Below are 23514 nucleotides of genomic sequence, written 5' to 3' on the forward strand. Positions count from 1 at the left end.
ATGTCAATTATTATTTGTTGTACAACTCTACGATTAACTGTTCTTTGATGTTTTCAGGAACTTGAAGTCTTTGAGGTACAGAAACAAATGTTCCTTCTAACGTTTCAGGATTCCAAGTAATCCACTCGTAAACAGCGCTAGAATTAGATAATGAACGTTCGATAGTCTCTAGAGATCTTGATTTTTCACGAACAGCAACTTTATCACCAGGTTTCAATTGGTATGAAGGAATATTTACTAATTCCCCATTTACAGTAATATGTCTATGAGAAACGATTTGACGTGCAGCTCTACGAGATGGAGCAATTCCCATTCTGAATACTACGTTGTCTAATCTTGACTCACATAATTGAATTAATACCTCACCAGTAACTCCACGAGCTGCAGCAGCTTTTTTGTATAAGTTTCTGAATTGTTTTTCTAAAATACCGTAAGTATATTTAGCTTTTTGTTTTTCCAATAACTGGATAGCATATTCAGATTTCTTACCTCTTTTTCTTGCTAAACCATGTTGTCCTGGAGGGTAATTTCTTTTTTCTAAAGACTTGTCATCTCCGAAAATTGCTTCACCGAACCTACGTGCGATTTTTGTTTGTGGACCAGTATATCTTGCCATTTCTTAATAAAATTGAAAAAAGGTAGGGATTATGAATTCAGGTCACTTTCCTCCGATAATCTATTCCTACCTTTGGTTATACTATAAAATTAAACTCTTCTTCTCTTTGGAGGACGACATCCGTTGTGTGGCATTGGAGTAATATCGATAATCTCTGTTACTTCGATTCCACCATTATGTAAAGATCTGATTGCAGATTCTCTTCCGTTTCCAGGTCCTTTTACATAAACTTTTACTTTTTTCAATCCTGCCTCAAGTGCAACTTTACCGCAATCTTCTGCAGCCATTTGAGCAGCGTAAGGAGTGTTCTTTTTAGAACCTCTGAATCCCATTTTACCTGCTGATGACCAAGAAATCACTTCACCTTTTTTGTTAGTTAATGAAATGATGATATTGTTAAACGTCGCATTAATATGAGCTTCACCTGTTGACTCAACAAGTACTTTACGTTTTTTTGTATTCGCTTTAGCCATATTACTACTTATTATTTAGTTGCTTTTTTCTTGTTAGCAACAGTTTTTCTTTTACCTTTTCTTGTTCTAGAGTTGTTCTTAGTTCTTTGTCCTCTTAATGGAAGACCAGCTCTATGACGGATACCTCTGTAGCATCCGATATCCATTAAACGTTTGATGTTTAATGAAATCTCTGAACGTAATTCTCCTTCAATTGTGAATTGACCTACAGCTTCACGGATAGCTCCGATCTCGTCGTCATTCCAATCTTGAACTTTTTTATTTTCGTCAACTTTAGCTCTTTCTAGAATTTCTTTAGCTCTACTTGAACCAATTCCAAAAATATAAGTTAAAGCAATGATTCCTCTTTTGTGTTTAGGTATATCTACCCCTGCGATTCTTGCCATAATTATCCTTGTCTTTGTTTAAATCTAGGATTCTTTTTATTAATAACGTAAAGTCTACCTTTTCTACGTACTATAATGCACTCGGCACTTCTTTTTTTAACTGATGCTCTTACTTTCATTTTAATAGCCTCTTTAATATCTATAAGTAATTCTTGCTTTGGTCAAATCGTAAGGGCTCATCTCTAATTTTACTCTGTCACCAGGTAATAATTTGATATAATGCATACGCATCTTACCTGAGATATGGGCGATTACTACGTGTCCATTTTCTAATTCCACACGGAACATAGCATTTGATAATGCTTCAATAATTGCTCCGTCTTGTTCTATTGCTGATTGTTTTGCCATAAAAACTAAGCTGTTGCTCTTCTATTTTTACCACTTGTCATCATGCTATCATACTGTTTGTTCAGTAAATAAGCATTGACTTGTTGAATTGTATCGATTACAACACTTACCATAATCAATAACGATGTTCCTCCATAAAACATTGCCCAACCTTGTTGAACTCCTAATAAACTTACCACGATTGCAGGGAAAACTGCGATTAGTGCTAAGTAAAGAGAACCTGGGAATGTTATTAAAGACATGATTCTATCTAAGAAATCACCTGTCTCACTACCTGGTTTAACACCTGGTATAAAACCGCCACTTCTCTTTAGATCATCAGCCATCTTATTAGTAGGTACTGTAATTGCGGTGTAAAAGTACGTAAAAATTATGATTAATAAAGCAAAAAGTGCATTATACTCCCAACCAAACACATTATGAAATGTTGTACTGATTGATTTAGCAGTATCTGAAGTTGACAAACCTGCTACTGCAGCTGGCACAAACATGATCGCTTGAGCGAAGATGATTGGCATAACTCCTGATGCATTTAACTTTAATGGAATCCACTGACGATTACCGCCTAACATAGATTGATCATAAGTTCCTGAAGCACTTCTTCTTGCATACTGAACCGGTATACGTCTCACAGCAAGAGTTAAATAGATACAAGCAACGATGATTAACAACCATAAAATTACTTCTATAACCACCAACATAGGTCCTCCATTATTTTCTGTAATTCTGGATTGGAATTCTTGGATGAAAGACATTGGAAGTCTCGCAATAATACCAACCATAATTAATAATGAAATTCCATTTCCAATACCTTTATCAGTAATTTTTTCACCTAACCACATTGCAAAAACAGTTCCGGTCACTAGTATAATTACTGAAGAAAACAAGAATGAGAAAGAATTGAAACCTAACAAAAATGCATCCGGTGGTAATTGCACATACAAGTTATAGATGTAACTAGGTCCTTGTAATAAAGTAATACCGATTGTCAACCATCTTGTTATTTGGTTCATCTTCTTTCTACCGCTTTCTCCATCATTTTGTAGCTTTTGTAGATAAGGAACCGCGATTCCCATCAACTGAACTACTATGGAAGCAGAAATATAAGGCATAATACCTAATGCAAATACAGATGCTTGCGCAAATGCACCACCTGTAAAAACATTTATTAACCAACCGATACCTTGATCAGTTTGATCAGTTAAAGCTTGCAATTTCGTTGCGTCAATACCTGGAAGGGTAACTTGTGTACCAAAACGGTACACAAGCAATAACCCTAAAGTTATCAAGATTTTGTTCTTTAACTCTTCAATTTTCCAAATACTGGCTAATGTTTCAAAAAACTTCTTCATCTTGTTTATTAAGATTTTATAACGTTACAATTTCTCCACCAGCTGCCTCGATTGCCTCTTTAGCAGATGCTGAAAACTTGTGTGCAGAAACTTTTAATTTTGCTTTTATCTCTCCACGCCCTAAAACCTTAACTAAACTATTTTTAGAAGTTAATCCTAACTCAACTAAAAGAGCAAAATCAACAGTGTCTTTTACTACTCCGCTATCAACTAAAGACTGTAATCTTTCTAAGTTGATAACATCATATTCTACTCTATTGATGTTTTTAAAACCAAATTTAGGAACACGTCTTTGAAGTGGCATTTGTCCTCCTTCAAATCCGATTTTTCTTGAATATCCTGAACGTGATTTAGCACCTTTGTGTCCTTTTGTAGAAGTTCCTCCTTTACCAGACCCTTCACCACGACCAACACGTTTGTTTTGGTTGTGTACTGAACCTTTTGCTGGTTGTAAATTACTTAAATTCATACTCTACAATATTATTTAGCCTCCTCTACAGAAACTAAGTGTTGAACTTTACTTACCATTCCTAAGATTGCAGATGTAGCATCATGCTCCACCACTTGACCAATCTTACGAAGTCCTAAAGCCTCTAATGTTCTCTTTTGTACAAGAGGACAATTAATTTGGCTTCTTACTTGTTTTACTTTAATTTTTGACATAACTCTCTCAAATTAACCTTTAAATACTTTTTCTAAAGAAATTCCTCTTTGTTTTGCAACTGTAGAAGCACTTCTTAAACGTAATAAAGCGTCAAAAGTAGCCTTCACCACGTTGTGAGGATTTGAAGATCCTTGAGATTTAGATAATAAATCTTTAATCCCAACAGATTCTACAACCGATCTCACAGAACCTCCAGCGATTACTCCAGTACCCAAAGATGCAGGCATCAATAATACTCTTGCTCCACTGAATTTTCCTTTTTGTTCGTGAGGAATAGTATGACCATTTAAAGGAACTCTAACTAAGTTTTTCTTTGCATCCTCTACTGCTTTAGCGATTGCTTCAGAAACGTCTTTTGATTTACCCAAACCATGACCCACTACACCGTTTTCGTCACCTACTACTACTACAGCAGAGAATCCAAAAGCTCTTCCCCCTTTAGTAACTTTAGTAACACGGTTTACACTAACCAAACGATCTTTAAGATCAAGACCAGTTGGTTTTACAAATTCTACGTTTTTATAATTTTGATACATAACTAATTAGAATTTTAATCCAGCTTCTCTAGCGCCTTCAGCTAATGATTTAACACGACCGTGGTATAAATAACCTCCTCTATCGAAAGATACAGTTTCTACACCAGCTTTCAAAGCTTTCTCTGCAATTAGTTTCCCAACCGATGCAGCAGTTTCAATATTGGTTCCTCTTGTTATCCCAGCTTCTCTTGAAGATGCTGCAGCTAGAGTTACTCCATTCACGTCATCTATGATTTGCGCATAGATTTCTTTATTACTTCTGAATACAGAAAGTCTTGGCTTAGCAGCAGTACCGCTAACGATCTTTCTAATTCTGAATTTAATACGTTGTCTTCTTTCAGATTTTGTTAATGACATAGTCTTAATTTTTAAGCTGATTTACCTGCTTTTCTTCTTAACTCTTCACCCACAAACTTGATACCTTTTCCTTTGTAAGGTTCTGGTTTACGGAATGAACGGATTTTTGCTGCTACTTGACCAACTAATTGTTTGTCAAATGAAGTTAATTTAACGATTGGATTTTTACCTTTTTCAGATATAGTTTCCACTGTAACTTCTTTTGCAATATCCATCACGATATTATGAGAGAAACCTAAAGCTAAATCTAACTTTTGTCCTTGATTAGCAGCACGGTATCCTACCCCAACCAATTCCAAACTGATAGTAAATCCTTCTGAAACTCCTTTAACCATATTGTTGATTAAACTACGGTATAATCCGTGTTTAGCTCTTTCAATCTTATCATCAGAAGAACGCTCAACGATTACTTGGTCTTCTTCAACTTTAATACTAACTGTATCAAACTTTTGAGAAAGCTCTCCTAATTTACCTTTTACAACAATCTCTCCTTCTTTAACGTCAACCGTTACTCCAGCAGGTATTGCTATTGGACTTTTACCTATTCTTGACATCTCTTAGTCTTTTTAAATTAGTATACGTAACAAACTACTTCTCCACCAACATTCAATTGTTTCGCTTGCTTTCCAGTCATCAATCCTTTTGATGTTGAAACGATAGCGATTCCTAATCCGTTAAGGATTCTAGGAAGATCTGCTGCAGAAGCGTATTTACGCAAACCTGGTTTACTAATTCTTTGGATATCTCTAATTACAGACTCTTTTGTGTCTTTATCATATTTCAAAGCTATTTTGATTGTTCCTTGAACTGAACTATCATCAAATTTATAGCTTAAGATATATCCTTGATCGAATAATATTTTCGTGATTTCTTTTTTGAAGTTTGAAGCTGGAATTTCAACCACTTTGTGGTTAGCTCTCACAGCGTTTCTAACTCTTGTAAGGAAATCTGCTATTGGATCTGTATACATGTTTTTACCTTTAAATCTTAATTACCAACTTGCCTTTTTTACTCCAGGTATCAATCCATTATTTGCCATTTCACGGAATGTAACACGAGAAATACCGAATTGACGCATATACCCTCTTGGTCTTCCTGTTAACTTACATCTGTTGTGTAAACGAACTGGAGAAGCATTTTTAGGTAACTTTTGTAATCCTTCATAGTCACCAGCTTCTAAAAGAGCTGTTCTCTTAGCAGCATATTTATCTACTAATGCTTGTCTTTTAACCTCACGGGCTTTCATTGATTCTTTAGCCATACTTAATTCTTTTTAAAAGGTAATCCTAATTCAGCAAGTAAAGATTTCGCTTCTTTATCTGTTTGAGCAGATGTTACGAAAGTGATATCAAAACCAGCGATTTTGTTAACTTTATCGATATTGATTTCAGGGAAAATGATTTGCTCAGTAACACCTAAGTTATAATTTCCTCTTCCGTCAAAACCATCAGATTTAATACCTGAAAAGTCTCTTACACGTGGTAAAGCTGAAGTTACTAAACGATCTAAAAATTCATACATTCTCTCTCCACGTAACGTTACTTTTGCCCCAATTGGCATTCCTTTTCTTAATTTAAAAGTAGCAACGTCTTTCTTAGAGATAGTAGCTACTGCTTTTTGTCCTGTAATTTTAGTTAACTCCTCAACAGCGTAATCAACTAATTTTTTATCAGAAACAGCAGCACCAACTCCACGGCTAACAACGATTTTCTCAAGTTTTGGAACTTGCATTACGTTTTTATAACCGAATTCCTCAGTAAGAGCAGAGATAACTCTGCTTTTATATTCTTCTTTAAGTCTTGGTATATAAGCCATAACTATAATACTTGATTTGATTTTTTAGAAACTCTAACATTTTTTCCGTTCTCATTTTTCACGATAGCTACTCTAGTAACTTCGTTCGTCTTAGGATCTACGATCGCTAAGTTAGAGATTTGGATTGGAGCCTCTTTTTTAACAATTCCACCTTGAGGGTTAGAAGCACTTGGCTTCACGTGTTTAGAAATGATATTCACCCCTTCAACAATAGCTTTGTTCTTTTCACGTAATACACGTACAACTTTACCTTCAGTACCTTTATGGTCACCAGCGATAACGCGTACAGTATCTCCTGTTTTTATCTTTAGCTTAATCATGTTTAGAACGAATTATAACACCTCTGGTGCTAATGATACAATTTTCATGAATTGTTTTTCACGAAGTTCTCTCGCAACCGGACCAAAAACACGAGTTCCTTTCATCTCTCCAGCAGCATTTAACAATACACATGCGTTATCGTCAAATCTGATGTAAGATCCGTCAGCTCTTCTCACTTCTTTTTTAGTACGAACTACAACTGCAGTTGAAACGCTACCTTTTTTCACGCTTCCGTTTGGAGTTGCTTCTTTAATTGAAACTACAATTTTATCACCTACAGAGGCATAACGACGTTTCGTTCCTCCTAAAACACGGATAGTCAAAACTTCTTTTGCACCCGTATTATCTGCTACTTTAAGTCTAGATTCTTGTTGTACCATAATTATTTCGCTCTTTCAATGATTTCAACTAATCTCCAACATTTTGATTTAGATAATGGACGTGTCTCCATAATCTTTACTGTATCACCAATGTTGCAATCATTTGTTTCGTCGTGTGCAACGTATTTTTTCGTTTTCAACACGAACTTACCATATAATGGGTGTTTTACTCTCTTTACTTCAGACACAACAATAGATTTCTCCATTTTATTGCTAGTAACAACACCTATTCTCTCTTTTCTTAATTTTCTATTTTCCATCTTTCGGCAGAATACAATTATTGTAACTCTCTTTTACTTAACTCTGTATTCACTCTTGCAATACTTCTTCTTACGTTTCTCAACTGTAATGGATTCTCGATTGGAGAGATTGCGTGAGCAGATCTTAAGTTATTATATGTGCTAGTCAACTGTACCAGTTGCTCTTGTAATTCAGCTACAGATAGATTTACTATTTCTGATTGTTTCATGATAAAAATTTTATTATGCTTCGAAATCTCTAGCAATTACAAATTTAGTTTTTACAGGAAGTTTTTGAGCAGCTAAGCGTAACGCTTCTTTTGCTACTGAAATTGGCACTCCACCAACTTCGAACATAATTTTTCCTGGCTTTACCACAGCAACCCAGTATTCTACTGCACCTTTTCCTTTACCCATACGTACCTCTAGAGGCTTTTTAGTAATAGGTTTGTCTGGGAAAATTTTAATCCATAACTGCCCTTCACGTTTCATGAAACGAGTAGCAGCGATACGCGCTGCCTCGATTTGACGTGAAGTGATAAATGCAGAGTCCATAGATTTGATTCCAAACATACCATTTGAAAGTTCATGCCCTCTTTGAGAAATCCCTTTCATTTTACCTTTCTGTACCTTACGGTATTTTGTTCTTTTAGGCTGTAACATTTTTCTTCAGTTTAAAAATTACTTTCTTTTGCGTGGGTTAGATTTACCTTTTGGAGATCCTGCTGATTTAGATTGTTTTTTATCCATTCCAGCTAACGGAGAAAGATCTCTCTTACCGTAAACCTCACCTTTCATGATCCACACTTTAATTCCCATTCTACCATAAGTAGTGTGAGCTTCAGCAAGTGCATAATCGATGTCTGCTCTGAAAGTTGACAACGGAATTCTTCCTTCTTTGAAAGTCTCAGAACGAGCCATTTCAGCACCGTTTAAACGACCAGAAATCATAACTTTGATTCCTTCAGCATTCATTCTCATCGCTGCAGCCATAGCCATACGGATAGCTCTACGGTAAGAAATTCTGCTTTCGATTTGACGAGCGATACTAGCAGCCACTAAGTATCCGTCTAATTCAGGACGTTTGATTTCAAAGATATTGATTTGAACTTCCTTATCAGTAATCTTTTTCAATTCCTCTTTTAACTTGTCTACCTCTTGTCCACCTTTTCCGATAATGATACCAGGTCTAGCAGTAGTGATAGTAACGGTTACAAGTTTTAAAGTTCTCTCGATGATTACTTTAGATACACTAGCTTTTGATAAACGAGCATGGATATACTTTCTGATCTTGTGATCTTCAGCGATTTTGTCACCGTAGTCATTTCCACCATACCAGTTTGAGTCCCATCCTCTGATAATACCAAGGCGATTCCCGATTGGATTAGTCTTTTGTCCCATACTGCTTATTAATTGCTTTGTGTGTTATTATTAGATCCTAATACGATTGTTACGTGATTAGAACGTTTTCTGATTCTGTGTGCTCTACCTTGAGGTGCAGGACGAAGTCTTTTTAACATCATTCCTCCATCTACTCTGATTTCTTTAACGATCAATCCAGCTTCTTCAATGTTAGCGTCGCTGTTTTTCGCTTGCCAGTTAGCAATTGCAGACAAAAGTAATTTCTCTAAATTACGAGAAGCATCTTTTGAACTGAATTTTAATATATTTAGAGCTTTTTCTACTTTCTGTCCTCTTACTAAATCCGCTACTAAACGCATTTTTCTAGGAGAAGTAGGGCAATTGTTTAGCTTTGCAAAAGCAACTTGCTTGTTAGCTTCTTTAATTTGCTCAGCTCTTTCTCTTTTACGAACTCCCATAGCTTCTTATTATTTTTTACCTTTATTCTTTGCACCAGCGTGACCTCTGAACGATCTTGTTGGTGAAAATTCCCCTAATTTATGTCCTACCATGTTCTCTGTTACATAAACAGGAACAAACTGACGACCATTATGTACTGCGATAGTTTGTCCAACGAAATCAGGTGTAATCATTGAAGCTCTTGACCAAGTCTTGATAACTCCATTTTTTCCACTTTCTACGTTTACTTGAACTTTCTTCTCTAATTTATAGTGAACATAAGGTCCTTTTTTTAACGAACGTGCCATGTCTTAATCTTTTATTTCTTTCTACGTTCAACGATATACTTATTACTCGACTTAACTTTAGAACGAGTTCTGTACCCTTTAGCAGGCATCCCGTTTCTAGAACGTGGGTGTCCTCCTGACGAACGACCTTCTCCACCTCCCATTGGGTGATCTACTGGGTTCATTGCTACCGGTCTAGTTCTAGGTCTTCTACCTAACCATCTTGATCTACCTGCTTTACCAGAAACGATTAATTGGTGATCGTGGTTAGACACTGCTCCGATAGTAGCCATACATTCTAATAAAATCAAACGGATCTCTCCAGAAGGCATTTTAATAGTAGCATATTTACCATCTCTAGCAACTAACTGAGCGAAAGTACCTGCTGAACGAGCGATAACTGCTCCTTGTCCAGGACGTAATTCGATACAAGATATAACAGTTCCTAAAGGAATTTTGCTTAAAGGCATTGCATTACCAACTTCTGGTGACGCATCTACTCCTGAAACTACAGTTTGTCCAACTTTCATACCGCTTTGTGCAATAACGTATGATTTAGCTCCATCTACATAAGCAATCAAAGCGATGAATGCTGTACGGTTTGGATCATACTCAATTGACTTAACAGTAGCTGGGATACCAACTTTAGTTCTTTTAAAATCAACTATACGGTATCTTTGTTTATGACCACCACCCATGTAGCGCATGGTCATTTTTCCTTGACTATTTCTACCTCCAGATTTTTTTTTCGGTGCTAGTAAACTACGCTCCGGCTTATCAGTTGTTATAGCGTCAAAACTATTTACAACTCTAAAACGCTGACCTGGGGTAATAGGTTTTAATTTTCTAACTGACATTATTTATTAGATATTTGAATAAAAGTCTATACTATCTCCTTCTTTCAATTCAACTATTGCTTTCTTGTAAGCATTAGTTTTAGCGTTGATCATTCCACTTTTCGTGTACTTAACAGAACGCTTTGCAGCATAGTTCATAGTATTCACGTTAACAACAGAAACTCCATAAGCAGCCTCAACTGCTTTTTTAATTTCAATTTTGTTCGCTTTTCTATCAACAACAAACCCAAAACGGCCAAAAGTTTCGCCGTCTTTAGTTATTTTTTCTGTAATTATAGGCTTAATTAAAACACTCATGTTCCTATTATTTACTTAAATTTTCTACAATTCCTGCTACAGAACCCTCAGTTAACACTAAACTTCCAGCATTCAAAATACTGTAAGTACTTAATTCAGAGTTAGTTACAACAGCAGCCTTCCCTAAATTGCGTGATGACAAATATACATTTTTATTTGATTCACCAAACACAAATAGAGATTTTTTATTTTCCAATCCTAAACCTTTCAATACGTTGATGAAATTCTTAGTGCTTGGAGCCTCGAAATTAAAGTTCTCAACTACGATTAAATTTGATTCTTTCACTTTGATAGAGAAAGCAGATTTTCTCGCTAAACGTTTTAAACTTTTGTTTAATTTGAAAGAGTAGCTTCTTGGTCTTGGCCCGAAGATTCTTCCTCCTCCACGGAAAACTGGCGATTTAATACTTCCTGCTCTTGCAGTACCAGTTCCTTTTTGTTTTTTAATCTTACGCGTACTTCCAGAGATCTCAGCTCTTTCTTTAGCTTTGTGAGTTCCTTGTCTTTGATTTGCTAAATATTGTTTAACATCAAGATATACTGCGTGATTATTTGGTTCTATACCGAATACTGAATCTAAAAGCTCAACTTTTCTACCAGTATCTTTTCCTGTGATATCTAAAACTTTTACTTCCATTACTTCTGAACGATTACATAAGAGTTTTTGTGTCCTGGAATTGCTCCCTTAACCACAAGTAGATTTTTATCAGCTACTACTTTTAAAACTCTAAGGTTTTGTACTGTTACATTTACTCCTCCAGTTCTTCCTGCCATGCGCATTCCTTTGAATACTCTTGATGGGTAAGAAGAAGCTCCAATAGATCCTGGCGCTCTTAAACGGTTCTTTTGACCGTGAGTTACCTGACCAACTCCACCAAAACCATGACGTTTTACAACCCCTTGGAATCCTTTTCCTTTAGATACACCTTGTACATCTACATATTCACCTTCTATGAATAAATCTGCAGTGATCACATCACCTAATTTATACTCTCCAGCAAAATCTTTGATTTCAACAACTTTTCTCTTAGCAGATGTTCCAGCTTTTTTAAAGTGACCTAACTCAGCTTTAGTAGCATGTTTATCTGTCTTGTCATCGAAACCAAGTTGTAACGCTTCATACCCGTCAACCTCAATGGTTCTGACTTGGGTAACGACATTAGGACCCATTTCGATTACTGTACATGGAATGTTTTTTCCATTCTCATCGAAAATACTAGTCATGCCGATTTTTTTACCAATTAACCCAGACATAAATATTAATTATTAATTATAAAATTTTATTTTATTTTCTAAAAGAACTAAGTATTGGTGACTATAACACCAATACTTAGCCTTTGATATTCTTATTGAATCTTGTTATTTATCACACTTTGATTTCAACTTCAACTCCACTTGGTAACTCTAATTTCATTAAAGCATCAATAGTTTTAGAAGATGAAGAATAGATATCTAACAATCTTTTGTATGAACTTAACTCAAACTGCTCTCTTGCTTTTTTGTTCACGTGAGGAGAACGAAGAACAGTAAAGATTTTTTTATGAGTAGGTAATGGAATAGGTCCAGTTACTACTGCTCCTGTACTTTTTACAGTTTTTACGATTTTCTCTGCTGATTTATCAACCAACATATGATCGTAAGATTTTAATTTTATTCTGATTTTTTGACTCATTTTACTCTAAAATTAAGCGTTACCTTTTGCTTTAGTGATTACTGCCTCTGAAATGTTTGATGGTGTTTCAGAGTAGTGAGAGAACTCCATTGTAGAAGTTGCTCTACCAGATGATAATGTTCTTAATGTAGTTACATATCCGAACATTTCTGATAATGGAACAGAAGCTTTAACAACTTTTGATCCAGCTCTATCATCCATGCTGTTGATTTGTCCACGACGACGGTTCAAATCTCCAACGATATCACCCATGTTTTCTTCAGGAGTCAATACTTCTAACTTCATGATAGGCTCTAAGATGATCGCACCTGCAGCTTTAGCAGCAGCTTTGTATCCCATTTTAGCAGCTAATTCGAACGATAATGCATCCGAGTCAACCGCGTGGTAAGAACCGTCAGTTAAAGTTACTTTCATAGAATCCATTTCGAATCCAGCTAAAGGTCCTTGTTTCATCGCCTCTCTAAATCCTTTCTCTACAGAAGGGATATATTCTTTAGGAACGTTACCACCTTTAACTTCATTCACGAACTGTAATCCAACGAATGGTTTTCCATCAACGTCATCAGCAGGTCCCATTTTGAATACGATATCAGCAAACTTACCACGTCCACCAGATTGCTTTTTATAAGCTTCTCTATGTTGTGCTTCACGTGTAAGAGCTTCCTTATACTCAACTTGTGGCTCTCCTTGATTAACTTCAACTTTGAACTCACGTTTCATACGGTCGATCAATACGTCTAAGTGTAACTCACCCATACCAGAGATTACAGTTTGTCCAGACGCTTGGTCAGTTTTAACTGTAAAAGTTGGATCTTCCTCAGCTAATTTAGCTAAAGCAGTACCCATTTTATCCATATCCGCTTTTGTTTTTGGCTCAATAGCGATACCGATTACTGGGTCTGGGAATATCATACTTTCTAATACGATAGGTTTTTTCTCATCACATAAAGTATCTCCAGTTTTGATATCTTTAAATCCTACTGCAGCTCCAATATCTCCAGCCTCAATATATTCAACCGGGTTTTGTTTGTTAGCGTGCATTTGGTAGATACGAGAAATACGCTCTTTGTTTCCAGAACGAGTATTCAATACATAAGATCCAGCGTCTAAGTGTCCTGAATAAGCTCTAAAGAATGCTAAACGACCTACGAATGGGTCAGTAGCAATTTTAAATGCTAATGCAGCGAACGGCTCAGTAACCGATGGCTTACGTACGATTGGCTCTTCAGTATCAGGATCTGTACCTTCGATAGCTTCCTTATCCATTGGAGAAGGTAAGTAACGACATACAGCGTCTAACATGAACTGAACACCTTTATTTTTGAATGAAGATCCACAAGTCATAGGGATGATGCTCATATCAAGAGTAGCAGCACGTAAAGCTACGTGGATTTCGTCCTCTGTGATTGAGTCCTCATCTTCCATAAATTTCTCAAGAAGATTTTCATCATAAGCAGCAATCTCTTCGATTAATTGACCTCTGTATTGTTTTACATCGTCAACCATCTCTGCAGGGATCTCAACAACGTCAAAAGTAGAACCATGATTCTCATCATGCCATACGATTGCACGGTTTTTCACTAAGTCAACGATACCTTTGAAATCAGCCTCATCACCAATAGGTAAAACGATTGGCACAGCGTTAGATTTCAACATATCTTTAACTTGTTGACATACTGCTAAGAAGTTAGCTCCTTGACGGTCCATTTTATTAACGAACCCCATACGTGGAACTTTATAATTATCAGCTAATCTCCAGTTAGTTTCAGACTGAGGCTCAACACCATCAACTGCACTAAACAAGAATACTAATCCATCTAATACACGTAAAGAACGGTTTACCTCTACAGTAAAGTCAACGTGTCCAGGAGTATCAATAATATTGAAGTGGTACTCCATAGATTCAGGTATTTTAGCACCTTGAACTGTTGGGAAATTCCAAGTACATGTAGTAGCTGCTGATGTAATAGTAATACCTCTTTCAGCCTCTTGCTCCATCCAGTCCATTGTAGAAGATCCTTCGTGAGTCTCTCCCATTTTGTGGTTTTTACCTGTATAGAACAAAATACGCTCTGTAGTTGTTGTCTTACCAGCATCGATGTGTGCAGCGATACCAATGTTTCTTGTATATTTTAAATCTCTTGCCATTGTATATAGTTTCTGTATGGATTAAAATCTAAAGTGAGAGAATGCTTTATTAGCTTCAGCCATTTTATGAGTATCCATTCTCTTTTTAACAGCAGCTCCTTCTTCTTTAGCAGCAGCTAAGATTTCAGACGCTAATTTTCCAGCCATAGATTTCTCATTTCTTTTTCTCGCATACAAAATCATCCATTTCATCGCCATAGAAATTTTTCTATCTGGACGAATTTGCATTGGAATTTGGAATGTAGCTCCACCTACACGACGAGAACGAACTTCTACGTGTGGCATAACATTAGTTAATGCATCTTTCCAAATTTCTAATGAAGATTTTTCTTCATCTTGTTTTTTCTCCTCAACGATCTCTAAAGCATCATAGAATACTTTAAAAGCTGTTGATTTCTTACCGTCCCACATTAAGTTGTTTACAAAACGCGTAACTAATTGATCATTAAATTTTGGATCTGGTAAAAGAGGTCTCTTTTTCGCCTGTCTTTTTCTCATGTCTTCTTCTTAAACGTTTAAACGATTATTTTTTGTCTTTAGGACGTTTTGCTCCGTATTTAGATCTTCTTTGTGTTCTACCGTTTACTCCAGCAGTATCCAAAGCTCCACGTACGATGTGGTATCTAACACCTGGCAAATCTTTTACCCTTCCACCTCTAACTAATACTATCGAGTGCTCTTGTAAATTGTGTCCTTCTCCTGGGATGTATGCGTTTACTTCATTACCATTTGTTAAACGTACCCTTGCAACTTTACGCATTGCAGAGTTTGGTTTTTTAGGTGTAGTAGTATAAACACGCGTACAAACTCCTCTTCTTTGAGGACAAGAATCCAAAGCAACCGATTTACTCTTCTTAGTCAATTGGGTTCTCCCTGTTCTTACTAATTGTTGAATTGTTGGCATAATGTTTATTAATAATTTCTACAATATATTATTCCGCACTATATACGGGGTTGCAAATGTATAACTATTTTTTATTTATTCAAACCTCAAAGCATTAATTTTCAACATAATTAATTTTTTTTATCAACAATTCTCCTTTTACCTCTTTTTTTCTCTTTATACGATAGTTATTCAAAAGTTATCAACATTATTTCTCTCCCTTTTTAGTAATCCAGCATTTGTTCTAAATCTTCTCTTTCACTATTCAATAACACCAAAAAAAATAAACCTTAGCACTCTTCTCCCTTTTATACATCACCACAAAAAACATTCCTCTTTACAGCTTTATAACACAACAGCACACCTCTTATTATACATTATAGTATATACTATCTAATATTTTTATAAATACCATTAAATCCAAATACTTAAAATCTATCTTTGCACGTTTTTTAAATTATATTATTAAGTAACTTTGCCCCATGGAACAGGACAATCAGATATTTGGTATTCGTGCAATCATCGAAGCCATAGAAGCAGGAAAAGATATAGATAAGGTATTCATACAGAAAGAAGCTTCTGGAGAGTTAATGAGTTCTCTTCTTAAGACACTAAAGAAGAACAACGTAAACTTCTCTTATGTACCAATCGAGAAACTAAATAAACTAACTAATAAAAACCATCAAGGAGCTGTAGCGAATATCTCCCCTATCTCTTTTACTTCATTAGAAGTACTAGTAGAAGGTGTATTAGAGAAAAAAGAGAAACCTCTTTTCGTCATCCTTGACCAGATATCAGATGCTCGTAACTTCGGTGCTATTATACGTACAGCTGTATGCTGTGGTGCAGATGGTATCATTATATCTAAGAATGGAGCTGCTCCGGTAAACGGAGATACAGTAAAAACATCTGCGGGTGCTGTATTTAATATTCCTATCTGTAAAGTAGACCATATTAAGGACGCTGTATTCTATCTACAAGGGTCTGGTGTAATAACACTAGGTGCAACAGAGAAAGCAGAAAAAGAAATCTATGATGTAGACCTAAATGTGCCTGTAGCCATCATTATGGGAAGTGAAGATAAAGGTATCAACCCATCTGTACTTAAAATCATAGACGAGAAAGCAAAGTTACCGATGTTTAGCACAATAGATTCACTAAACGTATCTGTAGCGTGTGGAGCATTTTTATACGAAACAATCAGACAAAGAAGATAAGATTTGAAAGACGTAAAGGTATTATTAAAGAAGCCTAACTACCCTGTTAGCGATGAGTTCATGGCATACTTAACCAAGTATAAGCGCACTACTAAAACTAGTGTGATCTATGATGACTTATTGCGATTCAGTGGTTATATCAATATCGAGGACAGCAACGGTAATGATACACTGTGGTTACGTGTATATTATCCAGAGTTCGAGTATAAAGAGATAGAAGCTAGCCTTACTAAGATATATACCTTACTTCACTCTGATGGTGACATCGAGACACTACAGTATCTAACTATTGATCATATTGACTTTTGTTCGTTTGGTAATTCTAAACCATTCCGAGTGAAAGTTCGAAATATACTCAATGACAATATCACCAACTTCTATGTAAAGAGAGCCGATGCCTCACGCATATACGGATTAGAACTAGAAGAGATGCTGTCTCCGAATACGATGAATTATCTCGTACACAATGACACCTTAATAGAAGAACACATATTAGGCATACCTGCTGATGTATTTATCACAAATCACCTACCTAAATGTACTGAAAGTGAAAAATCACAGATCGCTAAAGAGTTTGTCAAGTTTAATGAACGCTGTATGATCGGTCTACTGGGTGATATGAGATCTTATAATTTCGTCATTATACCTACTCATGACTTCGATCAGGTAGTCTATAGAATCAGAGCTATCGACTTCGATCAGCAGAACTATGAAGGCAACCTCAAGTTCTACCTTCCTCAGTTCTTTAAAGAGAACTATACTATCGTGAAGATGGTATTAGAGAAACTAAAACATACTTCGATAGAACAGTATCGACGAGAAGTGAGATCTGTGATCGTAAGAAGAGTACTGAGTAATAAAGAGAGACTAGACGAACTAATCCACGTGATGATACAGGATACAGTCTCTACTCCAGAACATGTAGAAGAGTTAAAAATGTCCTTACACAAATTAACTCACGAGAAGTCTTTCAAATATTGTAAAAATATGGGAGAGATACTCGAAACAGCAATAGACTTCGTAGTCAAAAACTATAAAAGCACCTTCTAAGGTGCTTTTATAGTTTATATCGTTATCTAATTTGATACTGAGAGATCAGTACTGGTAATGTCTTTCTATAAGGATCTTTACTCTTCTTTTGTTTCGGTATGATAATAAAGTTGCCATGCTCATCGAAGCACCTCATAAAGGGGTCTGACTGAGGATCAAAGTTAGGGTCTTGCCACTCATACTTATACCCCTGCTCTATATGCTCAGGAGATGAAACTACAAAACTAAGAATCAATCCTGTCAAAAAACCACTCAAATGTCCTTCCCACGAAATACCGCTCTCTACATGGGGAAACATATACCACACCGTACCCCCATATAGCACTACGATAACCAGCGATAATGCCATCAGTCTATAATATCGCGTCTGTACTCCCTTAAAGAACATAAAGCTCACTAGCACATAGACTAATCCACTAGCACCGATATGATAACTATCTCTACCCATCAACCATGTACCGAAACCTGATAGCAGAATCCCTAAGATCAGTACCACCAACGCTTGTTTCTTATAAAAATACTGCAACATTAATAGCAGTGCAAAGAGGGCTATAGAGTTATTATACAAATGCTTTATCCCACCATGTATAAAAGGACTAAACACAATTCCCCTTAACCCCACTACCGTTCTCGGCAATACGCCATACTCGTGTAACTCATAAAAATTATTCCAATCCATCCAATACACTCCCCATATCAGTACAACGACGAATAAGGGTAGTAAAATTAGATTAATAGATAATGGAGGTAATTTCTCTTTACTCATATATTCATTCCTTTCTCCTTAAGTACATCTTACTATATAAGGTGCATATTTACTCCCTATACCAAACCTATCCATAAACACCCCTTGTAATGAAAGGCTATTATACATAGTACTCAAATTTTATATAGGTTAAATATAACTCATTTTATAACGAATTGTTTTTTCATTCACACCATTTTAGCATTGAAAAGAATATCACCCTCCTTACAAACAACTCTATACAGTAACTAACCTCTAAAAAAAGCAATTCACTTTTTTATTTATAATCACATATTCAGGTCTAAAAAAGGATAATAAACAATATCATTACCTCTTTTTTTTTGAAAAAGGGTCTAAAACAAGTCCATAATCCCTAAATCAGTAAAAAAACAAATCATTTTTTTTATTCAACAAAACAAACAAAAGACTAAATATCAACCAATTACACAACACCCCTTAAAAAACAAAATATTGAAAACATACCGCCAGCCTAGTAAAATAGGCTCTTAATTTGAATTCCTTGGACAATAATAGGACAATAAGCAATGAATACTGGACTAGAGAAGCCCTTTGTCCAAGAATACTTCTTCTATACTCCCCGCATTCTCCTTCAAGTAAGAATAAACATCAACATTAGCTTATGCACAGATATTCATGCTCTAATCAATAACTACTGCGCCTTAAACATTCCATTACTGAAAAACATCGTTATCTAAAAAAGAGATTGTATTTTTGTGAGAAGAGATTTAATTACGATAATGGAAGCACCTTTAGCAGAACGAGTACGCCCACATACACTGAGTGACTATGTCAGTCAAGAACACCTCGTGGGAGAGAATGGTATCTTAACGAATCAGTTAAAAGTTGGGTTTATCCCATCCTTAATCTTTTGGGGACCTCCAGGTACAGGCAAAACTACTCTGGCAGAGATTATCGCAAAAGAAAGCGAGAGACCCTTCTATGTATTGAGCGCAATTAACTCAGGGGTTAAAGATATCAGAGAAGTAATCGAGAAGGCAAAGTCTAACAGTGGTCTATTCACTGCTAGGAACCCTATCCTATTCATCGATGAGATACACCGCTTTAGTAAATCTCAACAAGACTCTCTACTAGCTGCAGTAGAGCGTGGCTGGGTCACGCTAATCGGTGCTACAACAGAGAATCCGAGCTTCGAAGTTATCCCTGCTCTTCTCTCTAGATGTCAGGTCTACACACTTAATGCGTTTACAAAAGAAGACCTACAGCACCTCCTAGAGCGCGCTATGAATAAAGATCTATTCTTAAAAAAGAAAAAGATAACCCTGACAGAGACAGAAGCTCTATTTAGAATATCTGGTGGAGATGGTCGTAAGCTACTAAACACCTTCGAGCTTATCATCAATGCTACTCATGATAACGAGATAGAAATCACCAATGAACGCGTAATGCAAGTAGTACAAAAGAATACTGTACTATATGATAAGACTGGTGAGCAGCACTATGATATCGTATCTGCTTTTATCAAGTCTATCAGAGGTAGTGATCCTAATGGGGCTGTATATTGGCTGGCAAGAATGATAGAGGGTGGTGAAGATGTGAAGTTCATCGCACGAAGATTACTTATAGCTGCATCAGAAGATATCGGGAATGCTAATCCGACTGCACTCATTATGGCAAATAATACCTTCCAGGCCGTATCTGTCATAGGATACCCTGAGAGTAGAATATTATTAAGCCAATGTGCTATCTATCTAGCTACATCCCCTAAGAGTAACTCTACCTATCTAGCGATAGGCAAAGCACAGCAACTCGTCAAACAAACAGGTGACTTATCTGTACCTATACACTTAAGGAATGCACCTACTAAACTAATGAAAGAACTAGGGTATGGCAAAGAGTACTTATACTCACATGACTATACAAATAACTTCGTAGAACAAGAGTTTCTACCAGATGAGCTAGAAGGCACTGTACTCTATGAACCAGGTGTGAACAATAGAGAGAACAGCACTCGAGAGTTCTTGCGAAACAGATGGCAATTTAAATACAACTATTAAATAGAAAGACCTGCTTATAGCAGGTCTTTTAGTTCTATTAATTTCTGTACGTGATAGATCTGAGGGGTTACTTTTTCTTTAGATTGACTGTAGTAGATTGCATCCATTCCTACTCCTAGCGCTCCTTCTATATCCGCTAAGAAGTTATCACCTATCATCACGGAGTCTTTCACTCCTGCCTTTGCTTTATCTAAAGCATAGTTAAATATCTCAGGATTTGGCTTACTCACTCCAGCCATTTCAGAATTAGTCACTGTCTGAAAATAACCTGATATTCCTGATCGATCTAACTTTTTGCCTTGTACTTCATTAAAACCGTTAGTAATAATATGAAGTTTATATTTGTCTTGTAAGTAGTCTAATACTTCTATCGCACCATCAAATAAATAATTATGATTAGGCATAGCCTTTAGATAATTATCCCCTAGTAGCAACATCTCTTCTGTAGTAGACTGATACCCTAACTTAGCAAAGGTATCTCTGATTCTCCCTATTCTAAGCTCTTCTTTACTTACCTGATTTAGACTATACTTGTCCCAATACTCATTGTTGATTGCAACATAGTGGCTTAGAAAAGCCTCTGTGCTAAAAGGTAATTTTAATTCTTCAATAACATCATTAAAAGCTAAAGCAGAGTTCTTCTCAAAATCCCATAAGGTATGGTCTAAATCAAAAAAGATATCTGTCTTACTCGTTAAGCTTTTTACTCCCATTTTTTATAATCTTTTGTTTGAATTACAAAAGTAGGTATTTTAGAACTAAATCTACTTATAAAATACTCTCATCTGCAAAGCTATAATAACTGTATTCCGTAATAATCAAATGATCTAGTAACTGTATGTCCATAATACGCCCTGCTTCTTTAATCTTCTTAGTGATCTGTATATCTGCATCACTAGGCTTGACCTTACCACTAGGGTGATTATGCGTTAAGATTATCCTGACAGCCTTCTGCTCTAGTGCTGTCTGAAATAACAGTCTTATATCTACTACAGTACCGGTGATCCCTCCCTTACTCAATGGAGCTTTATACTTCACCTTATTAGAGTTATTCAGATATAACACCCAAAACTCCTCGTGTTCTAGATCACCTATGATAGGACTAATTAGTTCAAACACATCACTGCTAGTAGTGATGATAGGTTCTTCTATACGCTCACTTAATCTCCTCCTCTGCCCTATCTCTAAAGCTGCAATAATCGCAATAGCCTTCGCTTCTCCTATTCCTTTAAACGCAGTGAGCTTCGAGATACTCTGTTTCGCTAATACACTTAGATTATTATTATACATCGCTAATATACGCTTACACAGCTCTACTGCAGACTCCTCTCTATGCCCTGAACCTATGAGTATCGCTAATAGTTCGGCATCACTTAAGGAAGTCTTTCCCTTCAGCATTAGCTTTTCTCTAGGTCTATCATCTTCTGCCCATTGTTTGATCGTGATCTTTTGGTGTTCCATAGTCATTGTTTTATACTATTCTATCGTACAAAAACTAAACCTAATGAAGTTATTCTATATAAAGCTTCTATTAAAAAGCAGTCAGTATTCAAACAAAAAAAGGTTATCAAATACAGCTGTACTTGATAACCTCTTTAATAGTATTATAATAATGACGTATGCCGTCTATTTATTCTTTACTTTCTCACTAAAAGCTTGCATATCTAATCCACCATAGTTACCTGAACTCATGAATAACAATACAGCATTGCTTAAGTCTAATTGCTCTAAATATTGTTTGAAATCAGCAGCGTTAGTATACGTAGCTAACCCTGGTCTATTAAATGCTGTCTGCATCTGCTCTTGAGAGATCTCTGGCATATTCTTAATCTTAAGCGCATCTAAAGAATAGAATACCACTGCTTCGTCTGCCTTAGCTAACGCACCTTCATACTGTGATAAGAAGGCCGAGTTAAGACTACTGTATGTATGTAGTTCTAGACATGCGATTACTTTCTTATTAGGGTACTGTGCCTTCACTGCTTCTGTTGTAGCGATCACTTTACTCGGTGAATGTGCAAAGTCTTTATAGATCACTGTTTGGTCTGTCTCTACTAACTTCTCTAGTCTCTTAGATGCCCCTTTAAATGATGCGATAGCTTCGTAGAAATCTTCTTCATCTATCCCCATATTCTGACAGATCCACTTCGCTCCACTTATATTACTAAGGTTGTGCTTACCAAAAACCTCTAACGGCATAGGCCCGTCATTCGTATCTAAATAGGTCTGCTCATTCTCGATAGTATAAGAAGGTGTAGTATAAGGTATCTTTCTAATCGGATTAGTAGCTTCTTCTACTAGTTGGTTTACCACAGCGTCTTCTTCGTTATAGACTAAGATTCCACCATTCACTAACTTTCCAATAAAAATCTTAAACTGCTCTACATAGTTTTCAAAAGTTGGGAATACATTGATATGATCCCATGCGATACCACTTAACAAGGCGATATTCGGCTGGTAGATATGAAACTTAGGACGAAGATCTAATGCTGATGATAGGTATTCATCACCTTCTATTAACATAAATTCATTATCTGAAGTAAGGTTTACCATTCTATCGAAGCCTTCTAACTGTGCCCCTACTAGATAATCTACTTCTACATTATGATAATGCATCACATGTAATATCATAGAAGTAATGGTAGTCTTACCATGAGACCCACTTATCACTACACGTGTTTTATTCTTAGAATGTTCGTAGATAAACTCAGGGTAAGAATAAATAGTCAGTCCTAATTCTTTTGCTTTTAGCAATTCTGGGTTATCCCCCTTAGCATGCATCCCTAGAATAATAACGTCTATCTCTTCTGTTATCTTCTCTGGGAACCACCCTTCTTCTTTTGGTAATAATCCCTTAGCTTCTAATCTAGACTTAGAAGGTTCAAATATAGTGTCATCACTACCTGTTACAATATCTCCTTTTGCATGTAAGGCTAATGCCAAATTGTGCATTGCACTTCCTCCGATTGCGATAAAATGTATACGCATTATATAAGTTTTTTACTGTCAATTCTACTAGTTGTAAAATTACAATT

General features: G+C 36.1%; 37 protein-coding genes. 3 read left to right on the plus strand and 34 right to left on the minus strand.

Annotated features, from left to right (window positions below):
• Positions 1 to 10: 10 nt before the first annotated feature.
• From rpsD to rpsL, 30 genes are all read right to left on the minus strand, one after another.
• Entirely contained in the window at positions 11 to 616 is a 606-nt protein-coding gene (gene rpsD, locus AABL87_RS00075; protein ID WP_006259472.1) for a 30S ribosomal protein S4, read from the minus strand.
• An 89-nt stretch (positions 617 to 705) separates the two neighbouring features.
• Positions 706 to 1089, minus strand: coding sequence for a 30S ribosomal protein S11 (rpsK, locus tag AABL87_RS00080; protein ID WP_006259473.1), 384 nt, complete (start codon positions 1087 to 1089; stop codon positions 706 to 708).
• An 11-nt stretch (positions 1090 to 1100) separates the two neighbouring features.
• On the minus strand, positions 1101 to 1475 hold the full coding sequence (gene rpsM, locus AABL87_RS00085; RefSeq protein ID WP_006259474.1) for a 30S ribosomal protein S13: 375 nt from the start codon (positions 1473 to 1475) through the stop codon (positions 1101 to 1103).
• 2 nt (positions 1476 to 1477) lie between these two features.
• Positions 1478 to 1594: a type B 50S ribosomal protein L36 gene (ykgO, locus tag AABL87_RS00090; protein ID WP_002987490.1), complete on the minus strand. Its 117-nt coding sequence runs from the start codon at positions 1592 to 1594 to the stop codon at positions 1478 to 1480.
• Between the two features lie 13 nt (positions 1595 to 1607).
• The gene (gene infA, locus AABL87_RS00095; protein ID WP_002987492.1) at positions 1608 to 1823 is read right to left on the minus strand and encodes a translation initiation factor IF-1; all 216 of its coding nucleotides are present in this window, start codon (positions 1821 to 1823) and stop codon (positions 1608 to 1610) included.
• A gap of 5 nt (positions 1824 to 1828) precedes the next feature.
• Positions 1829 to 3175: a preprotein translocase subunit SecY gene (gene secY / locus AABL87_RS00100; protein ID WP_006259476.1), complete on the minus strand. Its 1347-nt coding sequence runs from the start codon at positions 3173 to 3175 to the stop codon at positions 1829 to 1831.
• A gap of 16 nt (positions 3176 to 3191) precedes the next feature.
• Positions 3192 to 3644, minus strand: a complete 453-nt coding sequence (rplO, locus tag AABL87_RS00105; RefSeq protein ID WP_006259477.1) for a 50S ribosomal protein L15 — start codon at positions 3642 to 3644, stop codon at positions 3192 to 3194.
• 11 nt (positions 3645 to 3655) lie between these two features.
• Entirely contained in the window at positions 3656 to 3838 is a 183-nt protein-coding gene (rpmD, locus tag AABL87_RS00110; protein ID WP_006259478.1) for a 50S ribosomal protein L30, read from the minus strand.
• Between the two features lie 12 nt (positions 3839 to 3850).
• Positions 3851 to 4375, minus strand: a complete 525-nt coding sequence (gene rpsE / locus AABL87_RS00115) for a 30S ribosomal protein S5 (RefSeq protein WP_006259479.1) — start codon at positions 4373 to 4375, stop codon at positions 3851 to 3853.
• A gap of 6 nt (positions 4376 to 4381) precedes the next feature.
• A complete protein-coding gene (gene rplR / locus AABL87_RS00120; RefSeq protein WP_006259480.1) occupies positions 4382 to 4732 on the minus strand; it encodes a 50S ribosomal protein L18 in 351 nt (116 codons plus the stop codon).
• Positions 4733 to 4743: 11 nt separating this feature from the next.
• On the minus strand, positions 4744 to 5286 hold the full coding sequence (gene rplF / locus AABL87_RS00125) for a 50S ribosomal protein L6 (RefSeq protein WP_006259481.1): 543 nt from the start codon (positions 5284 to 5286) through the stop codon (positions 4744 to 4746).
• Positions 5287 to 5303: 17 nt separating this feature from the next.
• Positions 5304 to 5702 carry a 30S ribosomal protein S8 gene (gene rpsH / locus AABL87_RS00130; RefSeq protein WP_006259482.1) on the minus strand — a complete coding sequence of 133 codons (399 nt, stop codon included), beginning with the start codon at positions 5700 to 5702 and terminating at the stop codon, positions 5304 to 5306.
• 21 nt (positions 5703 to 5723) lie between these two features.
• Positions 5724 to 5993 carry a 30S ribosomal protein S14 gene (gene rpsN / locus AABL87_RS00135; RefSeq protein ID WP_006259483.1) on the minus strand — a complete coding sequence of 90 codons (270 nt, stop codon included), beginning with the start codon at positions 5991 to 5993 and terminating at the stop codon, positions 5724 to 5726.
• Between the two features lie 2 nt (positions 5994 to 5995).
• Positions 5996 to 6547 (minus strand): 50S ribosomal protein L5, encoded by a 552-nt coding sequence (gene rplE, locus AABL87_RS00140; protein WP_006259484.1) that lies wholly within the window; start codon positions 6545 to 6547, stop codon positions 5996 to 5998.
• 2 nt (positions 6548 to 6549) lie between these two features.
• The gene (gene rplX, locus AABL87_RS00145) at positions 6550 to 6867 is read right to left on the minus strand and encodes a 50S ribosomal protein L24 (RefSeq protein ID WP_006259485.1); all 318 of its coding nucleotides are present in this window, start codon (positions 6865 to 6867) and stop codon (positions 6550 to 6552) included.
• A gap of 12 nt (positions 6868 to 6879) precedes the next feature.
• The gene (gene rplN / locus AABL87_RS00150; protein ID WP_006259486.1) at positions 6880 to 7248 is read right to left on the minus strand and encodes a 50S ribosomal protein L14; all 369 of its coding nucleotides are present in this window, start codon (positions 7246 to 7248) and stop codon (positions 6880 to 6882) included.
• Positions 7249 to 7250: 2 nt separating this feature from the next.
• Positions 7251 to 7508, minus strand: coding sequence for a 30S ribosomal protein S17 (rpsQ, locus tag AABL87_RS00155; protein ID WP_006259487.1), 258 nt, complete (start codon positions 7506 to 7508; stop codon positions 7251 to 7253).
• A 17-nt stretch (positions 7509 to 7525) separates the two neighbouring features.
• Positions 7526 to 7717: a 50S ribosomal protein L29 gene (gene rpmC, locus AABL87_RS00160; protein ID WP_006259488.1), complete on the minus strand. Its 192-nt coding sequence runs from the start codon at positions 7715 to 7717 to the stop codon at positions 7526 to 7528.
• Positions 7718 to 7730: 13 nt separating this feature from the next.
• Positions 7731 to 8150, minus strand: coding sequence for a 50S ribosomal protein L16 (gene rplP, locus AABL87_RS00165; protein WP_006259489.1), 420 nt, complete (start codon positions 8148 to 8150; stop codon positions 7731 to 7733).
• Positions 8151 to 8168: 18 nt separating this feature from the next.
• A complete protein-coding gene (gene rpsC / locus AABL87_RS00170; RefSeq protein ID WP_006259490.1) occupies positions 8169 to 8888 on the minus strand; it encodes a 30S ribosomal protein S3 in 720 nt (239 codons plus the stop codon).
• An 8-nt stretch (positions 8889 to 8896) separates the two neighbouring features.
• Complete coding sequence (rplV, locus tag AABL87_RS00175) at positions 8897 to 9307, minus strand: 50S ribosomal protein L22 (RefSeq protein ID WP_006259491.1); 411 nt, start codon at positions 9305 to 9307, stop codon at positions 8897 to 8899.
• Between the two features lie 9 nt (positions 9308 to 9316).
• A complete protein-coding gene (gene rpsS, locus AABL87_RS00180) occupies positions 9317 to 9595 on the minus strand; it encodes a 30S ribosomal protein S19 (protein ID WP_006259492.1) in 279 nt (92 codons plus the stop codon).
• An 11-nt stretch (positions 9596 to 9606) separates the two neighbouring features.
• On the minus strand, positions 9607 to 10431 hold the full coding sequence (gene rplB, locus AABL87_RS00185) for a 50S ribosomal protein L2 (RefSeq protein ID WP_006259493.1): 825 nt from the start codon (positions 10429 to 10431) through the stop codon (positions 9607 to 9609).
• A gap of 6 nt (positions 10432 to 10437) precedes the next feature.
• Positions 10438 to 10728 (minus strand): 50S ribosomal protein L23, encoded by a 291-nt coding sequence (gene rplW / locus AABL87_RS00190; RefSeq protein ID WP_006259494.1) that lies wholly within the window; start codon positions 10726 to 10728, stop codon positions 10438 to 10440.
• A 7-nt stretch (positions 10729 to 10735) separates the two neighbouring features.
• Entirely contained in the window at positions 10736 to 11365 is a 630-nt protein-coding gene (gene rplD / locus AABL87_RS00195) for a 50S ribosomal protein L4 (RefSeq protein WP_006259495.1), read from the minus strand.
• The gene (gene rplC, locus AABL87_RS00200; protein ID WP_006259496.1) at positions 11365 to 11982 is read right to left on the minus strand and encodes a 50S ribosomal protein L3; all 618 of its coding nucleotides are present in this window, start codon (positions 11980 to 11982) and stop codon (positions 11365 to 11367) included. Before rplC ends, rplD begins: the two co-directional genes overlap by 1 nt.
• Before the next feature lie 112 nt (positions 11983 to 12094).
• Positions 12095 to 12400, minus strand: a complete 306-nt coding sequence (rpsJ, locus tag AABL87_RS00205) for a 30S ribosomal protein S10 (protein ID WP_006259497.1) — start codon at positions 12398 to 12400, stop codon at positions 12095 to 12097.
• A gap of 12 nt (positions 12401 to 12412) precedes the next feature.
• A complete protein-coding gene (gene fusA, locus AABL87_RS00210) occupies positions 12413 to 14548 on the minus strand; it encodes an elongation factor G (protein ID WP_006259498.1) in 2136 nt (711 codons plus the stop codon).
• Between the two features lie 21 nt (positions 14549 to 14569).
• Positions 14570 to 15046 (minus strand): 30S ribosomal protein S7, encoded by a 477-nt coding sequence (gene rpsG, locus AABL87_RS00215; protein ID WP_006259499.1) that lies wholly within the window; start codon positions 15044 to 15046, stop codon positions 14570 to 14572.
• Between the two features lie 25 nt (positions 15047 to 15071).
• The gene (gene rpsL / locus AABL87_RS00220) at positions 15072 to 15452 is read right to left on the minus strand and encodes a 30S ribosomal protein S12 (protein WP_002987523.1); all 381 of its coding nucleotides are present in this window, start codon (positions 15450 to 15452) and stop codon (positions 15072 to 15074) included.
• Positions 15453 to 15913: 461 nt separating this feature from the next.
• Between rpsL and rlmB the strand changes: the two genes are divergently transcribed.
• Positions 15914 to 16648, plus strand: a complete 735-nt coding sequence (gene rlmB, locus AABL87_RS00225; RefSeq protein ID WP_006259500.1) for a 23S rRNA (guanosine(2251)-2'-O)-methyltransferase RlmB — start codon at positions 15914 to 15916, stop codon at positions 16646 to 16648.
• A gap of 3 nt (positions 16649 to 16651) precedes the next feature.
• The gene (locus tag AABL87_RS00230) at positions 16652 to 17698 is read left to right on the plus strand and encodes a hypothetical protein (protein WP_006264736.1); all 1047 of its coding nucleotides are present in this window, start codon (positions 16652 to 16654) and stop codon (positions 17696 to 17698) included.
• Positions 17699 to 17720: 22 nt separating this feature from the next.
• On the opposite strand, the gene AABL87_RS00235 is transcribed toward AABL87_RS00230, so the two are convergent.
• Positions 17721 to 18464, minus strand: a complete 744-nt coding sequence (locus tag AABL87_RS00235) for a rhomboid family intramembrane serine protease (RefSeq protein ID WP_006259502.1) — start codon at positions 18462 to 18464, stop codon at positions 17721 to 17723.
• 737 nt (positions 18465 to 19201) lie between these two features.
• On the opposite strand from AABL87_RS00235, the gene AABL87_RS00240 reads away from it, so the two are divergent.
• Positions 19202 to 20479, plus strand: coding sequence for a replication-associated recombination protein A (locus AABL87_RS00240; protein WP_036471834.1), 1278 nt, complete (start codon positions 19202 to 19204; stop codon positions 20477 to 20479).
• A 14-nt stretch (positions 20480 to 20493) separates the two neighbouring features.
• Here AABL87_RS00240 and AABL87_RS00245 read toward each other — a convergent pair whose 3' ends face one another.
• From AABL87_RS00245 to AABL87_RS00255, 3 genes are all read right to left on the minus strand, one after another.
• Positions 20494 to 21192 (minus strand): YjjG family noncanonical pyrimidine nucleotidase, encoded by a 699-nt coding sequence (locus tag AABL87_RS00245; RefSeq protein WP_006259505.1) that lies wholly within the window; start codon positions 21190 to 21192, stop codon positions 20494 to 20496.
• A gap of 55 nt (positions 21193 to 21247) precedes the next feature.
• A complete protein-coding gene (radC, locus tag AABL87_RS00250) occupies positions 21248 to 21940 on the minus strand; it encodes a RadC family protein (RefSeq protein WP_341276749.1) in 693 nt (230 codons plus the stop codon).
• A gap of 165 nt (positions 21941 to 22105) precedes the next feature.
• Positions 22106 to 23467: a UDP-N-acetylmuramate--L-alanine ligase gene (locus tag AABL87_RS00255; protein WP_286395570.1), complete on the minus strand. Its 1362-nt coding sequence runs from the start codon at positions 23465 to 23467 to the stop codon at positions 22106 to 22108.
• Positions 23468 to 23514 lie beyond the last annotated feature (47 nt).

It is taken from the genome of Myroides sp. C4067, assembly GCF_038039665.1.
GTDB lineage: Bacteria > Bacteroidota > Bacteroidia > Flavobacteriales > Flavobacteriaceae > Flavobacterium > Flavobacterium odoratimimum.